This window comes from Sphingomonas sp. Leaf231 (assembly GCF_001421995.1).
In the GTDB taxonomy this organism is placed as follows: domain Bacteria; phylum Pseudomonadota; class Alphaproteobacteria; order Sphingomonadales; family Sphingomonadaceae; genus Sphingomonas.
Map to the genome: position 1 here is coordinate 408,668 of NZ_LMLS01000002.1, position 14,287 is coordinate 422,954.

General features: G+C 69.7%; 13 protein-coding genes. 1 reads left to right on the forward strand and 12 read right to left on the reverse strand.

Annotated elements, in window-relative coordinates; translation table 11 throughout:
• Positions 1 to 39: 39 nt before the first annotated feature.
• From ASE95_RS08205 to ASE95_RS08250, 10 genes are all read right to left on the reverse strand, one after another.
• The gene (locus tag ASE95_RS08205) at positions 40 to 1,038 is read right to left on the reverse strand and encodes a PhoH family protein (protein ID WP_056634336.1); all 999 of its coding nucleotides are present in this window, start codon (positions 1,036 to 1,038) and stop codon (positions 40 to 42) included.
• Positions 1,039 to 1,207: 169 nt separating this feature from the next.
• Positions 1,208 to 2,530, reverse strand: coding sequence for a tRNA (N6-isopentenyl adenosine(37)-C2)-methylthiotransferase MiaB (gene miaB, locus ASE95_RS08210; protein ID WP_082450011.1), 1,323 nt, complete (start codon positions 2,528 to 2,530; stop codon positions 1,208 to 1,210).
• Between the two features lie 145 nt (positions 2,531 to 2,675).
• Entirely contained in the window at positions 2,676 to 3,095 is a 420-nt protein-coding gene (locus ASE95_RS08215) for a c-type cytochrome (RefSeq protein WP_056634340.1), read from the reverse strand.
• A complete protein-coding gene (locus ASE95_RS08220) occupies positions 3,092 to 3,805 on the reverse strand; it encodes a lysophospholipid acyltransferase family protein (protein ID WP_235528236.1) in 714 nt (237 codons plus the stop codon). Before ASE95_RS08220 ends, ASE95_RS08215 begins: the two co-directional genes overlap by 4 nt.
• A gap of 1 nt (position 3,806) precedes the next feature.
• Positions 3,807 to 4,226, reverse strand: coding sequence for a Fur family transcriptional regulator (locus tag ASE95_RS08225; protein ID WP_056634343.1), 420 nt, complete (start codon positions 4,224 to 4,226; stop codon positions 3,807 to 3,809).
• Positions 4,227 to 4,287: 61 nt separating this feature from the next.
• Entirely contained in the window at positions 4,288 to 4,773 is a 486-nt protein-coding gene (gene rimI / locus ASE95_RS08230; RefSeq protein ID WP_056634345.1) for a ribosomal protein S18-alanine N-acetyltransferase, read from the reverse strand.
• A complete protein-coding gene (gene tsaB, locus ASE95_RS08235; protein ID WP_056634348.1) occupies positions 4,770 to 5,402 on the reverse strand; it encodes a tRNA (adenosine(37)-N6)-threonylcarbamoyltransferase complex dimerization subunit type 1 TsaB in 633 nt (210 codons plus the stop codon). The genes rimI and tsaB overlap by 4 nt, the downstream gene beginning before the upstream one ends.
• A 14-nt stretch (positions 5,403 to 5,416) precedes the next feature.
• Positions 5,417 to 6,010 (reverse strand): malonic semialdehyde reductase, encoded by a 594-nt coding sequence (locus ASE95_RS08240; protein WP_056635988.1) that lies wholly within the window; start codon positions 6,008 to 6,010, stop codon positions 5,417 to 5,419.
• Between the two features lie 34 nt (positions 6,011 to 6,044).
• Positions 6,045 to 6,617: a NifU family protein gene (locus ASE95_RS08245; protein WP_056635991.1), complete on the reverse strand. Its 573-nt coding sequence runs from the start codon at positions 6,615 to 6,617 to the stop codon at positions 6,045 to 6,047.
• A gap of 86 nt (positions 6,618 to 6,703) precedes the next feature.
• Positions 6,704 to 7,525 (reverse strand): aspartyl/asparaginyl beta-hydroxylase domain-containing protein, encoded by an 822-nt coding sequence (locus tag ASE95_RS08250; RefSeq protein ID WP_082450012.1) that lies wholly within the window; start codon positions 7,523 to 7,525, stop codon positions 6,704 to 6,706.
• A 176-nt stretch (positions 7,526 to 7,701) separates the two neighbouring features.
• Between ASE95_RS08250 and ASE95_RS08255 the strand changes: the two genes are divergently transcribed.
• Positions 7,702 to 10,674, forward strand: coding sequence for a M16 family metallopeptidase (locus tag ASE95_RS08255; RefSeq protein ID WP_056634350.1), 2,973 nt, complete (start codon positions 7,702 to 7,704; stop codon positions 10,672 to 10,674).
• A gap of 38 nt (positions 10,675 to 10,712) precedes the next feature.
• On the opposite strand, the gene ASE95_RS08260 is transcribed toward ASE95_RS08255, so the two are convergent.
• Together ASE95_RS08260 and ggt are read right to left on the reverse strand one after the other, a co-directional pair.
• Positions 10,713 to 12,503, reverse strand: a complete 1,791-nt coding sequence (locus tag ASE95_RS08260; protein ID WP_056634353.1) for an AMP-dependent synthetase/ligase — start codon at positions 12,501 to 12,503, stop codon at positions 10,713 to 10,715.
• Between the two features lie 40 nt (positions 12,504 to 12,543).
• Complete coding sequence (gene ggt / locus ASE95_RS08265; protein ID WP_056634356.1) at positions 12,544 to 14,223, reverse strand: gamma-glutamyltransferase; 1,680 nt, start codon at positions 14,221 to 14,223, stop codon at positions 12,544 to 12,546.
• Positions 14,224 to 14,287 lie beyond the last annotated feature (64 nt).

Sequence of the window (14,287 nt, forward strand, 5' to 3'; positions counted from 1 at the left end):
CTCCGTATATCCCGAAATTAAGAAGAATATACCGACGCGTCAGCCATCGACACCCTCATACGCCTCGACGATCCGGCCGACGATCGGGTGGCGCACCACGTCGTGTACCGAGAAGCGGCACAGCGAGATGCCCTCGACCCCCTCCAGCCGCATCGTCGCATCGGCCAGCCCGCTCGCCGCTACGCCGCCGGGCAGGTCGGTCTGCTTCGGATCGCCGCAGATCACCATGCGGCTGTTCTGGCCGAAGCGCGTCAGGAACATCTTCATCTGTGCCGGCGTGGTGTTCTGCGCCTCGTCCAGGATCACGAACGCGTCGCCCAGCGTCCGCCCGCGCATGAACGCGATCGGCGCGATCTCGATCTCGCCGCTGGCGATCCGCCGCTCCACCTGCTCGGCGGGCAGGCAATCGTACAATGCGTCGTACAGCGGGCGCAGGTACGGATCCACCTTCTCCTTCATGTCGCCCGGCAGGAAGCCCAGCCGCTCGCCCGCCTCGACCGCGGGGCGCGACAGGATCAGCCGCTGGACGCTGCCGGAGATCAGTTGCGCCACCGCCTGCGCGACCGCGATATAGGTCTTGCCGGTGCCCGCCGGCCCCAATGCGAAGATCACGTCGTGGGTCGTCAACTCGCGCATGTAATGCGCCTGCGCCGGCGTGCGCGGCACGATCGTCTTCTTGCGCGTGCGGATCATCACCGACGGGGCAGGGCCGCGCTCGGCCGAGATGATGCCGTCCAGCACCGGCTCCGCCGCCATCGCGATCGAAGCGTCGACCAGTCCGGTATCCACCTCCTCGCCGCGCTGGATGCGCGCGTACAGATCGTTCAGCACGTCGCGGGCCAGCGCCACCTGTTCGGCGGTGCCCTCCAGCCCGACGCGATTGCCGCGCGCGGTGATGTACACGCCCAGCCGGTTCTCCAGCGCCACCAGATGCTGGTCGTACTGACCGAACAAGCGGCTCAGCAATTGTGGACGGTCGAACAGGACTTCGACGCGGGAACGCTCGCCCGCCTGGGCGGGAACGGGTTTGCGGCTCATGCGGCTCCTTGGGAAGCGGACGACGCGCGACGAAAATCGCCGCCTGGGCGAGATAGGTGCGGTGCGTGTCGGCACAATGGCATCGTCAACGAGTGTGGCAGGCGTCGCATGCGGCGAACAGCCGAAATCGTCGTATCCTGCGTCATTGCGCGCAAACGCCGCGCGGCGTTCAGGCCGCTGCCCGCGCCCGGACCTCGCCGGTCAGCGACAGCGGCCCGGCCTGCACCAGCGTGACGTCGATCAGCTCGCCGATCGCGTGCGGCCCGACGACGTGCACCGATTGGAGCCACGGGGATTTGCCCAGCCATTGCCCGTCGCGCTTGCCGCGCCGTTCGATCAGCACGCGGCAGTCACGCCCGACCGAGGCGGCGTTGAACGCCGCCTGATCGCGGCCCAGCGCCGCCTGCAGGCGCTGCAACCGATCGTCCATCACGTCCGCCGCGACCTGCCCGTCCAGCGTCGCGGCGGGGGTGCCGGGGCGCGGCGAATATTTGAAGCTGTACGCCTGCGCATAGCCGACCTCATCGACCAGGCTCAGCGTCTCGGCGAACTCCGCCTCGGTCTCGCCGGGGAAGCCGACGATAAAATCTCCCGACAAGGCGATGTCCGGGCGTGCCGCGCGCATCCGGTCGAGCAGCCGCAGGTAACCGTCACGCGTGTGCTGGCGGTTCATCGCGCGCAACACCCGGTCGCTGCCCGCCTGCACCGGCAGGTGAAGGAACGGCATCAGGCTTTCGACGTCGCGGTGCGCGTCGATCAAGCCCTGCGCCATGTCGTTGGGGTGGCTGGTGGTGTAGCGGATGCGCGCCAGCCCCGGAACCCGGTCGAGCGCGCGGATCAGGTCGTGCAGGCCGCGCCCGTCGCCATCGGTCCAGGCGTTGACGTTCTGCCCCAGCAGCGTGATCTCGCGCGCGCCGGCATCGACCAGCGCCTTCGCCTCGTCGACGATCGCCGCGAACGGGCGGCTCACCTCCGCGCCGCGCGTGTAGGGCACCACGCAATATGTGCAGAATTTGTCGCATCCTTCCTGCACCGTCAGGAACGCCCCCGGCGCCACCTTGCGTCGCGCCGGCAGCTGCCCGAACTTCGACGCCAGCGGCATGTCGGTGTCCAGTGCGGGCATGCCCGCCGCCGCGTCCGTTACCAGCCTGGGCAGGTTGTGATACGCTTGCGGGCCGACCACCACGTCCACCTTGGCGCGGCGCACGATCTCCTCGCCCTCCGCCTGCGCGACGCAGCCGGCGACCGCGATCATCGGATCGTTGCCGTGCTTGCGAAGGCGGCCGATGTCCGAATAGACCTTTTCGGTCGCCTTTTCGCGGATATGGCAGGTGTTGAGCACCACCAGGTCGGCGGCGTGCGCATCGTCGGTCGCGACCATGCCCTGCGCCGCCATCAACTCGGCCATCCGCTCCCCGTCATACACGTTCATCTGGCAGCCGAACGACTTGACGTGGAAGGTCTTCGGCGGGGTCTTCGTAGGGGCGGACATGGCGCGGGCCTTAGCGGAACCCGGTGACGCTGGCCAGCGCAGCCGCGCGTGGCCGTCCTCCGGAACAGGCCCGGTATCGGATGGCGGGTTGCCGTTGCCGGCGGCCGCCGATCGCTCGTCAGTCGAGCGGCCGCGCGCCGCGCGGTCAGTGCTGCGCGCGGAGGAACGCGATCAGGTCGGCCCGCGCCAAAGGATCGGTGACGCCGGCAAATGCCATGCTGGTTCCCGGCACCGCGCGGCGCGGGTTCGCCAGCCATGCGTCGAGCCGCGCCTCGTCCCAGACGCCGGGCTGCGCCTGCAACGCATCGGTATAGGAGAAGCGCGGGCGGTTCTGCGCGATCCGCGCGCCGAACACGCCGTGCAGGTTCGGTCCGTTGCGGTCGTTGCCGCCCGCCGCGATCGAATGGCACGCCGCACACTGGCCGAAACGGCGCGCGCCGGCCTTCGCATCGGCGACCTGCATCACTTGCGCAAAGGTCGGGCTCGGCCCCAGCCGCGCGCGACGCCCGGCATCGTCCTCGCCAGAACAGCCCGCCAGCAGCAGCGCGACGACCGCCATTCTCATCGCGCCGCCTCGATTCGCGCGCGCGCCGTCGTGGCGATCGCCTTGCGGTCGCCGGCCGGCACGAACGGCTCCAGGAAGTTCAGCGTCGCGACGAACGTGCCGCGTCTGCACAGCACCCGGGCGGCGTGATGCGCGCCATTCTCCGCACCGACCCACGCCAGTTCGCCGGTCGCGTCGCCGTAATCGACCCGCACCGGTTGCACGCGCACGCCGGGCGGCGGGGGGACGAGCGCGGACAGCAGCCCGGCCTTGAACGGCAGCAGCGTCACGCCGTCGCCGGTCGTACCTTCGGGAAAGATCGTGATCGGCTGTGGACCGCCCAGCTGGGCGCGCAGCGCGGCGACCTGGGCGTCGATGCCCATCCGGTCGCCGCGACGCACGAACAACGTGTTGTTCAGCGTGCACAGCCACCCGACCAGCGGCGCGGCGCGCAATTCCGCCTTGGCGACGAACGCCGCGCCGCTCGCCCCCGCCAGTGCGGGAATGTCGATCCAGCTCAGGTGGTTGGCCAGCAACACCGCGTCACGGCGCAGCGGAATGCCCACGACGCGCACCCGCGCCCCCACGATCCGCGCCACCCAGCCGAGAAACCGGCGCGGCCACGGCGACCGCGCGCGCACCAGACGCCATGCGCCGTGCAGCACCAGCGCGCCGATCATCGCCACCGCCAGTGCCGCGAGCCGTGCCCAGCCGCGCGCGTTCAGCCGCACGTCAGTCGCGCCGCAGCGCCACGCCGTACAATTCCATGCGGTGATCGACCAGCCGGAACCCCAGCCGCTCGGCGATCGCCTTTTGCAGCAGCTCCAGCTCCGGATCGACGAATTCGATCACCTTGCCGGTCTCGACATCGATCAGGTGATCGTGATGCGCCTCCGGGGAGGGTTCGTAGCGCGCGCGTCCGTCGCCGAAGTCATGACGATCAAGGATCCCCGCCTCCTCGAACAACCGCACGGTGCGATAGACCGTGGCGATCGAGATGCCCGGATCGATCGAGGAGGCACGGGCATAGACCTTCTCCACGTCGGGATGGTCTTCCGCCTCGGACAGGACGCGCGCGATGACGCGACGCTGTTCGGTGATGCGCAGGCCCTTTTCGTGACACAGCGCTTCGAGATCGATCTTGCGAGCCATGGACGGCATGTAATGCGTCGGGCTTGTTGCGAAAAGCGCTACCGACTCGCAACATGGCGATTTATCGTTCGGCGGAGAGGTTCCGCACGTAGGTGTGCGCGTCGAAGGTCGCGCCATCGCGCCCGTGGTAATAGCCACGCCGCACCCCCGCGTGGTGGAAACCATGGGCGGTGTACAATGTGATCGCCGGATTGTTGGCGCGCACTTCCAGGTGCAGCTTCGCCACGCCGCGCCCGTCGCATTCGGCGATCACGCCGCGCAGCAACGCGGCGCCCACCCCGGTGCGACGCACCGCCGGATCGACCGCGATCAGCAGCAGTTCCGCCTCGTCCATGATCGCGCGAACCAGCGCGAAGCCGACCACCACCTCGTCGACACGCGCCAGCGTCATCCACACGCCGGGCATGGCAAGGATGCCGACGCACTGGCTGCGCGTCCACGCCTCGCCGTAACGCGGGTCGAACGCTACGGCCATCACGCGGTCGACGACCTCGGCATCGGTCGCGCCGCCCGGTGCCAGCTCGATCAGCCGCACCCGCGTCGTCATGCGCCGGCCGCCATCGCCGCCGACGGCAATTTGGCATCGGGCGCACGGCCGTAGAAGGGCGCGGGTGGCAGCGCGCGCGCCGCGGCCGGGAGGAGCAGCGCGTGGCGCGCATCGGGCAACGTCGCCACATCGGCGATCGCCGTGTCGAGCGCGTTGAGCCAGCGCAGTCCCGATCCGACCGCGCGCCGCCCGTCCAGCATCGCCAGCGCCGCCGCCGGGGTCAGCGAACGCGGGCCATCCAGCGCAACGAAGGGTGCGACGAACCCCTGGACGAAGACTTCGCCATGCCCGCCTTCCATCACCACGACCACCGGCGCCGGATCGTCGGCCAGCGCGGCGACGGCGACCAGCGACGGTGCGCCATATCCCGCCACCGCCGCGCCCCAGCCGAACGCCAGCGCGCGTGCCGCAGCGATCCCGACGCGGATGCCCGTGAAGCTGCCGGGGCCGACATCGACGAGGATATGATCGGCGCGCCCGCCGTCCGGCAGGTCGGCGATCATCGGCACCAACCGCTCGGCATGGCCTCGTCCGACCACATCGTGCGCATGCGCGATCAGCCGTCCGTCCTCGAACAGCGCGACCGAACAGGCGGCGGTCGCGGTGTCGATCACCAGCGTGCGCGTCATGTCAGAACCCCGTATCAAACGATGCGGTTGAACGTCTCGAACGCCGGGCGCGGGCTGCGCCCATGCAGCGTGGCCGGATCGCCATAGCCGAGCGTGGCGATGAAGTTGGTGCGCACCGCCGGGGTCTCGGCGAAGAACGCCTTGTCCACCGCGCCCGCGTCGAAGCCGGACATCGGCCCGGTATCCAGCCCCAGCGCCCGGGCGGCGAGGATGAAATAGCCGCCCTGCAGCGACGAATTGCGGAACGCCGATGCCTCACGCAGCTCACGGTTGCCGTCGAACCAGCTCTTGGCGTCGGTGTGCGGGAACAGTTCGGGCAAATGTTCGTGGAATTCCACGTCCATACCGATCACCACCGATACAGGTGCCTTGCGCACCTTGTCGCGATTGCCCTCGGAACAGGCGTCGGCCAGCTTGCCCTTGGCCTCTTCCGACACGCACCACACCAGTCGCGCCGGCAGCTGGTTGGCCGATGTCGGCCCCATCTTCATCAGGTCCCAGATGGCGCGCAACTTGTCTTCGCCGACCGGCTCGTCGCGATAATGGTTGTAGCTGCGCGCGGTGCGAAACAACTGGTCGAGCGCGGCATCGTCGATCGGGGCGGCCATCGGGAACTCCGTCATCGGGGTAGGGCAGGCGGCGTCAGACCGCGCGGACCTCGGTCACTTCGGGAACGTAATGGCGCAGCAACTGCTCGATGCCGTTCTTCAACGTCGCGCTGGACGACGGACAGCCGGCGCACGCGCCCTGCATCCGCAGGAACACCTTGCCCTTGTCGAACCCGCGATAGACGATGTCGCCGCCGTCGTTGGCCACGGCGGGGCGGACGCGCGTCTCGATCAATTCCTTGATCTGCGCGACGATGTCGGCATCGGCGGGATCGTCGGCGAAGGTTTCTTCCTCGGACGGGACGCTGAAGCCCGCGCCGCCGGTCCGGAACAGCGGCATCTGCGCGGTGAAATGATCCATCAGGATCGCCAGTACGTCGGGCTTCAGGTCGCGCCATTCCGCGCCGGGCGCGGCGGTGACCGACACGAAGTCGCGCCCGAAGAATACGCCGGTGACGTCGCCCAGCCCGAACAGCGCGTCGGCCAGCGGGCTGGCCTCCGCCTCTTCGGGGGTGGCGAAATCGCGCGTGCCGGCATCCATGACGGCGCGGCCGGGCAGGAACTTGAGCGTCGCCGGGTTGGGCGTGGCTTCGGTTTCGATCAACATGCCGGCGATGTGGCGCGTGCGGCGCTCCGGATCAAGCACGTCGGCGGAAAGCGATCGTTTCGTGGCGGATAGCGCGACGTGCCGCCTCAGCCGTCGCTCCGGTGCACCGCCGCGTTCCACTGCGCCACGTTCGCGCGCGCTTCCTGCACGAACGCGGAGCGGCGCGCGACGCCCAGGAACAGGTCGGCGAACCATTTGCCCGGTCGACGCAGCGGCCGTTCGAACTGGATCAGCAGCACGACGCGGGTGCCGCTCGTCTCGTTCCACACCTCGTGGCGGTACGTGTCGTCGAACACCAAGGTCTCGCCCTCGGCCCAGCGGACCATCCGGTCGTGCACGCGCATCCGCACGTCGCCGTCGCGCGGCACGATCAACGCGAGGTGGCAGGTGACCAGCCCCTTCGACACGCCGCGATGTTCGGGGATGTGCGTGCCGGGCGCCAGGATCGAGAAGAAGGCGGAGACGAGCCCCGGCACCCGTTCGATCACCTCGCGCGTCTGCGGGCACCGCGCCAGATTCTCGTCGATGCGATAGCCATAGCCCCACAGGAAGAACGACCGCCATTTGCCCGGCGCGGCGATCGCGCGGTGATCGGGGGAGATGGTCGACAGGCTCGGCGCGGCATCGCCGACCAGCGCGACGCGGATCGCCTCCTCGCGGATGTCGTGCCAGCGATCGCGCAGCAATGCTGTCCATGGGAAATCGCGCACGTCGAGCACCGGCGCGTTCGACACCAGCGACGATCCCGCGATCAACCGGTCGAACGTGCCGCGCAGATGTTTTCCGACGCGCACCAGCCACGGCCGGCCCGGTGCGGGGGCCAGCGCGGCGCTGCCGCCGCCGTCGCGGCAGCCGGCGGCAGCGAGCCCGGCTGCGACGTGACGCACCGCGCCGTCTGATCGGATCATTCGCTTTCGAATCAGTCGTTTCCTCGTGCCCGCGCCGGCGTGGAGCGGCCAGCGGCTACACATGCAACGCGGCCATAACGTGGCGCGGGACGGCGAGTGAAAGGCAGGCGGTGGCTGCGCGCGCTTTCGTCAGGCCGACCGTTGCCGCGCGTCGCCGCAGTCCCTACACTTGCCCCATGCTATTTTCCTCGCGCGCGTTCGCGAAGCCGCTCCTCGCCGTCCTGCTCGTCTCCGTCGCGCTGCCGCTCCCCGCGCAGCAGCGCGCACGCCGCGCGGCGCCGGCCCGTCCCGCCGCTACCCGGCCCGTCGTGCCCCAGGCCGTGCCGACGCAGGCCGCCGCGCCGATCGCGGTCGATACGCGTCCGTGGCTGTTCGCCGATTCGGACATCCCGCCCGATCCGCAATGGCATTTCGGCGCGCTGCCCAGCGGGCTGCGCTATGCGGTGCGCCGCAATTCGGTCCCGCCGGGGCAGGTGGCGGTGCGCGTGCGGATCGACGCCGGCTCGCTTTACGAAACCGACGCCGAACAAGGGTTCGCGCATCTGATCGAGCATCTGTCGTTCCGCGGCTCGAAATACGTCCCCGACGGGGAGGCCAAGCGGGTGTGGCAGCGGTTCGGCGCGACCTTCGGCAGCGATTCGAACGCATCGACCACGCCGACCCAGACCGTCTACAAGCTCGACCTGCCCGGCGCGACCGATGTGAAGCTGGACGAAAGCCTCAAGATCTTCTCCGGGATGATGGCCGCCCCGGCGATCACCGATGCCGGGCTGGCCGCCGAGCGGCCGGCGGTCCTGGCGGAACAGCGCGAGGCGCCGGGGCCGCAGGTCCGTTACGGCGATGCGCTGCGTGAGACGTTTTTTGCCGGGCAGCCGCTCGCCAATCGCTCGCCGATCGGCACGATCAAGACGCTGGCGGCGGCGACCCCGTCGGCGGTGCAGACCTTCCACGATCATTGGTATCGCCCGTCGCGCGCGGTCGTCATCATATCGGGCGACATCGATCCCGACGTCGCGGCGCGGCTGGTCGTCAAGAACTTCGGGGGATGGCAGGGCAAGGGGGCGAACCCCGCCGATCCCGATTTCGGCACGCCCAAGGCGGGTGAGCCGATCGCCGGGACGATCGCCGAACCCTCGCTGCCCGCGATCGTCGCCACCGCGGTGCTGCGCCCGTGGAAATACCAGAGCGACACGATGGTCTTCAACCAGAAGCGGATGGTCGACCAGCTGGCGATGCGGCTGATCAACCGGCGGCTGGAAACGCGCGCGCGGGCCGGGGGCAGCTTCCTCCAGGCGTCGGTCAACCTCGACGACGTGTCGCGTTCGGCCAACGGCACCTTCACCAATGTCGTGCCGATCGGCGCGGACTGGGAAGCGGCGCTCAAGGACGTGCGCGCGGTGATCGCGGATGCGATGGCCAACCCGCCGACGCAGGGCGAGATCGATCGCGAACTGGCCGAATTCGACGCGGCGATGAAGAACGACGTCGATACCGCGCGCGTGGAGGCGGGTGCGAAGCAGGCCGACGACATGGTCAGCGCGCTCGACATCCGCGAGACGGTGGCCGGGCCGCAGACCAGCTACGAGATCCTGAAACAGGCCCGCACCAAGGGGATGTTCACCCCGGCGGCGATGATCGAATCAACCAATCGCCTGTTCAAGGGCGAGGCGAACCGCGCGCTGGTCAACACCCGCACCCCGGATGCCGGCGCGGCGGCGCGGCTGGCGGCGGCGATGAAGGCCGATGTGTCGAAGCTGGCGGGCAAGCGCACGCAACAGGCGGCGGTCGATTTCTCGCGCGTGCCGAAGCTGGGTCAGCCCGGCAAGACGGTGGCGCAGGCCCGCATCGGCGATCCGCCGATGGAGCAGGTGACGTTCGCCAATGGCGTGCGTGCGCTGATCTATCCCAATGCGTCCGAAACGGGACGCGTCTACCTCCGCGTGCGCTTCGGCCGCGGGTATCAGGCGCTGCCGTCAGACAAGCCGACGCCGGCGTGGGCGGGGGACAATGCGCTGGTCGCCAGCGGGATCGGCAAGCTGGACCAGAGCGATCTCGACCAGCTGACCACCGGGCGGCGGATCGGGCTGGATTTCGACATCGGCGACGATTCGTTCCTGTTCGGCGCGCAGACGACGCCGGGCGATTATGCCGACAATCTGACGCTGATGGCCGCCAAGCTGGCCGCCCCGCGCTGGGACAAGGCACCGGTGGCGCGTGCGCGCGCGGCGATGCTGGCGGGCTATGCCGGCCTGTCCTCGTCGCCCGATGGCGTGCTGGCGCGCGATCTGGAAGGGCTGCTGCGTGACGGCGACCCGCGCTGGGGCGTGCCGACGCTGGCGCAGATCGAGGCGCTGGATGCGGGCGCGTTCCGTAAATTGTGGCAGCCGTTGCTGGCGACCGGCCCGATCGAGGTCGACGTCTTCGGCGACGTAAAGGCGGATGAGGCGATCGCCGCGATCGGCAAGAGCTTCGGCGCGCTCAAAGCGCGCCGCGCCGACGACCCGCGCTCCCCCACGGTGCGCTTCCCCGCGCATGTCGGGCAGCCGGTGATGCGTACCCATGACGGCGACGAGAATCAGGCCGCGGCGGTGATCGCGTGGCCTACCGGCGGCGGATCGGTCGACCACGCCGAACAGCGCCGGCTCGACGTGCTGGCGGCGGTGTTCGCGGACCGGCTGTTCGACCGGCTGCGCTCGGTCGCGGGCGCCAGCTACTCGCCCAGCGCGCAGAGCCAGTGGCCGGTCGGCCAGCCCGGCGGCGGCCGTCTGATCGCGATCGGCAAGGTTGCGCCGGACAAGGTGCCGCTGTTCTTCCAGCTGTCCCGCCAGATCGCTGCGGAGCTGGTGTCCACCCCGGTAAGCGAGGACGAGCTGCGCCGCACGATCGTGCCGATGCTGCAATATATGGCGCGTGCCTCGTCGGGTAACCAGTTCTGGCTGCTCCAGACCAGCGGCGGCACCTTCGATCCCAAGCGGATCGAGGCCAGCCAGAGTCTGGTCGGTGACATGACGTCGATCACGCCGGCGTCGCTGCAGGCAAGCGCGGCGAAATATCTGAAGCCGGAGAAGGACTGGACGATGGCGGTGGTGCCGAAGGGCGCGGCGGCCGGTGGAGGCGCAACGGCCGGGGCGGCGGCGGCAACCAAGTAGGCCGTCGCCCCTGCCTGCCCAGGGGTGACGGCCGGCGCCTACCCGCTCGCCCCGTACAATCCGTCCAGCCGCGCGCCATATACCTGCTTGAGCACATGCCGCCGGATCTTCATGCTCGGCGTCAGCTGTTCGTTCTCGATCGCGAACGGTTCGTCCGCCACGATCCAGCGGCGTACCCGCTCGGTGACGGACAGCATCGCGTTGGTGCGGTCGACCGCGGCCTGCAACGCGCCGCGATAGGCGGGATCGTCGTCGCTCACCGGCCCGCGCCGGCCGTTCGCCGCCGCCCATTCCGCGCGCCATTCCGCATCGGGCACCAGCACCGCCACCATGTGCGGCCGCCGGTCGCCCGCGATCATCGCCTGTCCGATCTCGGGCTGGAGCGTCAGCAGCCCCTCCACCTTCTGGGGCGCGACGTTCTCGCCCTTGTCGTTGATGATGAGATCTTTCTTCCGGTCGGTGATCCGGATGCGGCCGCCCCCGTCGATCTCGCCGATGTCGCCGGTGTGGAGCCAGCCATCCTTCAGCACCCGCGCGGTTTCCGCCTCGTTGCGCCAGTAACCGTGCATCACCAGTTCGCCGCGCACCAGGATCTCGCCGTCCTCCGCGATCCGCACCTCGGTATCGGAAAGCGGCGGCCCGACCGAATCCATCGTGACGCCCGCCGCGGGGCGGTTGCACGAGATCACCGGCGCCGCTTCCGTCTGGCCATACCCTTGCAGGAACGTGATGCCGAGCGACTGGAAGAACACGCCGACCTCCGGCGTCAACGGTGCACCGCCGGAGATCATCGCCTTCATCCGCCCGCCGAACTTTCGCGCGATCTTCGGCTTGAAGACCGCATCGACCAGCAATGCCCGGGGACGGTCGACCAGCCGCAGCCCGCCGGCGTTGCGCTTCGCGCCGATGTCGAGCGCCGCGGCCAGCAACCTGGCCGACAGCCCGCCCTGCCGCTCGATCGCCTTGGAGATGCGGGTGCGCAGCACCTCGAACAGGCGCGGCACGACGAACATGATCGTCGGGCGAACCTCCTCGATATTGGCGGCCAGCTTCTCGATACCCTCCGCATAATAGATTTGTCCGCCCATGCCGATCGGCACGAATTGCCCGCCGGTATGCTCATAGGCGTGGCTGAGCGGCAGGAACGACAGGAACACCTCGTCTCCCCAGCCCAGATCCTCGCTGACGGCGGTCGCACAGCCCGCGACATTGTGCAGGATCGCGCCGTGATGCTGCATCACGCCGCGCGGCGCGCCACCGGTGCCGCTGGTGTAGATGATGCATGCCAGATCATCGCGGCGGAGCGCGGCGGCGGCATCGGCCACCGCCGCCACATCGGCGGGTTGCCCGTCGATCAGCGTCTGCCAGTCGTGGATGTCGATCACCGCCTGCCCCAGCCGCATCGGCTCGATCCCGATCAGCATCTGCGGCCGGATCGAACGCAGGATCGCGGGCATCAGCGCCTTGGCCAGTTTCGGCGTCGAGACGATCACCGCCTTGGCGCCCGAATTCTCGATGATGTGCGCGTGATCGCGCTCGGTGTTGGTAGTGTAGGTCGGCACCGTCACGCAGCCTGCGGCCATGATCGCCAGATCCGACAGGCACCATTCCGGGCGGTTTTCGGCGACCAGCATCACGCGGTCGCCGCGCTCCAGCCCGATCGCGGTCAGCGCCCTGGCCAGCCGCGCGACCGTCTCGGCCGCCTCGCGCCAGCTGGTCGCCACCCATGCGCCGTCCTGCTTGCGCCACAGGAACGGCGCCTCCCCCCGCTCCGCCGCGCGCGTGAAGAACATCGTGACCAGATTGGGGAAATGTTCGAGCCGGCGCATATCCTCTCCCGCGGCATGTCCCTGCCGCCTGTCGTGGTCGTTATTGCTGTAACGAATTGCCCGGGCTGCGCGGGTCGGCGGCCCCGATCCAGCGACCCTCGGGCAGCTTCTCGGCCGCATTGGCCTTCAGCCCCAGCTTCGCGAGGGTGACATGGTGGCCCAGCCGTTCCAGCGGTGCCTGCATCGCCGCCGCCACCGTGGTGCCCTGTTCCAGGACCAGCCCGTCGCGATCGAAGAACACCTGCCCCAGCGCGATCGAATCCTGCGCGGACAGGCCCCAGTCGAAATGCGCGACCAATGCCTTCACGACCTGCATGATGATCGTCCGGCCGCCGGCCGCGCCGATCGCGAACACCGGCTTGCCGCGCGTATCGTAGGTGATCGTCGGCGCCATCGACGACAGCGGTCGCTTGCCCGGCGCGACCGCATTGGCGACCGGCTGCCCATCGCGTTCGGGCGCGAAGCTGAAGTCGGTCAGTTCGTTATTCAGGATATAACCGTTGACGGTCAGCTGGCTGCCGAACGCGCTTTCGACGGTGTTGGTCCAGCTGACCACGTCGCCCGCGTCGTCCACCGCGACGAAGTGCGTCGTTCCGGCCACCTCGCCCGACGGTGCCAGCGTGCGCGGGCGTGCGCCCGGCGGCACCCCCGGCTCGTAGCGACCGCGCGCGCGGCGCACGTCGATCAGCCCCGATCGCGCGCGCAGATACGCCGGGTCGATCATCCCCGCCAGCGGCACCGCCACGACGTCGCGATCGCCCAGATACCGATCGCGGTCGGCATAGGCGAGCCGCATCGCCTCGCCGATCACATGCCAGCTGCGCGGATCGTCCTTGCCCCAGCGCGCGATCGGGAAGCGCTCGATCATCCCCAGGATCTGCAGCACCGTGACCCCGCCCGACGACGGCGGCCCCATGCCGCAGATCGAGCGGGCGCGGTACGGGCCGCACACCCCGGCGCGCTGCTTCGCCTTGTACCCGGCAAGGTCGGCGGCGGTCATTGCCACCGGGTTGCGCGGCGCATCGCTGACCGTTCTGGCGACCGCCGCCGCATTGTCGCCGGTGTAGAACGCCTCCGGCCCCTCGGCCGCGACGCGGCGCAGGAACGCCGCCAGCGCCGGGTTGCGGAACGTGTCGCCTTCCCGCAACGCGCGCCCGTCGATGGAATAGAGCGCGCGGATCGCCGGAAAGTCCTTCCACACCGGCGCGACCTGCTTCAGCGACGCCGCCAGCCGTGCGTTGACGACGAAGCCGTCCGCCGCCAGCCGCACCGCCGGTTCGAACAGTCGTGCCCATGGCAGCCGGCCCCAATTGCGGTGCGCCGCTTCCGCCAGCCGCAGCGTGCCCGGCACGCCGACCGAATAGCCGCCCGGCCATGCCTGCACGAACGGCAACGGCGTGCCGTCCGGGGCCAGGAACCGATCGGCGCGCGCGGCGGCGGGAGCGGTTTCGCGCCCGTCGATCGTGTCGAACAACCCCGTTCGCCCACCGTGATGCACCAGCAAGCCGCCGCCGCCCACGCCGCTCGACTGCGGCTCGACCACGCCCAGCGCCAACACCATCGCGATCGCGGCATCCGTCGCGCTGCCACCGGCGCGCAGCATCTCCTGTCCCGCGGCGCTGGCGCGCGGATCGGCGGCGGAGACGACGCCTTGCGCCATGACCGGGGCCGGGGCCAGCGACAGCAGTACGGCGGAAAAACGGAGGAGCAGTCTGGTCATCGCGCCGACCCTATCGGCTTGAACGCGCTACGCAAACCGTAACGTCGTCGGACGCGCTCCTCCC

Excerpts from the sequence above, each read along its gene's own strand:
- ASE95_RS08205 (WP_056634336.1), bottom strand. The coding sequence starts at position 1,038 with ATGAGCCGCAAACCCGTTCCCGCCCAGGCGGGCGAGCGTTCCCGCGTC.
- miaB (WP_082450011.1), bottom strand. The coding sequence starts at position 2,530 with ATGTCCGCCCCTACGAAGACCCCGCCGAAGACCTTCCACGTCAAGTCG.
- ASE95_RS08215 (WP_056634340.1), bottom strand. The coding sequence starts at position 3,095 with ATGAGAATGGCGGTCGTCGCGCTGCTGCTGGCGGGCTGTTCTGGCGAG.
- ASE95_RS08225 (WP_056634343.1), bottom strand. The coding sequence starts at position 4,226 with ATGGCTCGCAAGATCGATCTCGAAGCGCTGTGTCACGAAAAGGGCCTG.
- rimI (WP_056634345.1), bottom strand. The coding sequence starts at position 4,773 with ATGACGACGCGGGTGCGGCTGATCGAGCTGGCACCGGGCGGCGCGACC.
- tsaB (WP_056634348.1), bottom strand. The coding sequence starts at position 5,402 with ATGACGCGCACGCTGGTGATCGACACCGCGACCGCCGCCTGTTCGGTC.
- ASE95_RS08240 (WP_056635988.1), bottom strand. The coding sequence starts at position 6,010 with ATGGCCGCCCCGATCGACGATGCCGCGCTCGACCAGTTGTTTCGCACC.
- ASE95_RS08245 (WP_056635991.1), bottom strand. The coding sequence starts at position 6,617 with ATGTTGATCGAAACCGAAGCCACGCCCAACCCGGCGACGCTCAAGTTC.
- ASE95_RS08250 (WP_082450012.1), bottom strand. The coding sequence starts at position 7,525 with ATGATCCGATCAGACGGCGCGGTGCGTCACGTCGCAGCCGGGCTCGCT.
- ASE95_RS08255 (WP_056634350.1), top strand. The coding sequence starts at position 7,702 with ATGCTATTTTCCTCGCGCGCGTTCGCGAAGCCGCTCCTCGCCGTCCTG.
- ASE95_RS08260 (WP_056634353.1), bottom strand. The coding sequence starts at position 12,503 with ATGCGCCGGCTCGAACATTTCCCCAATCTGGTCACGATGTTCTTCACG.
- ggt (WP_056634356.1), bottom strand. The coding sequence starts at position 14,223 with ATGACCAGACTGCTCCTCCGTTTTTCCGCCGTACTGCTGTCGCTGGCC.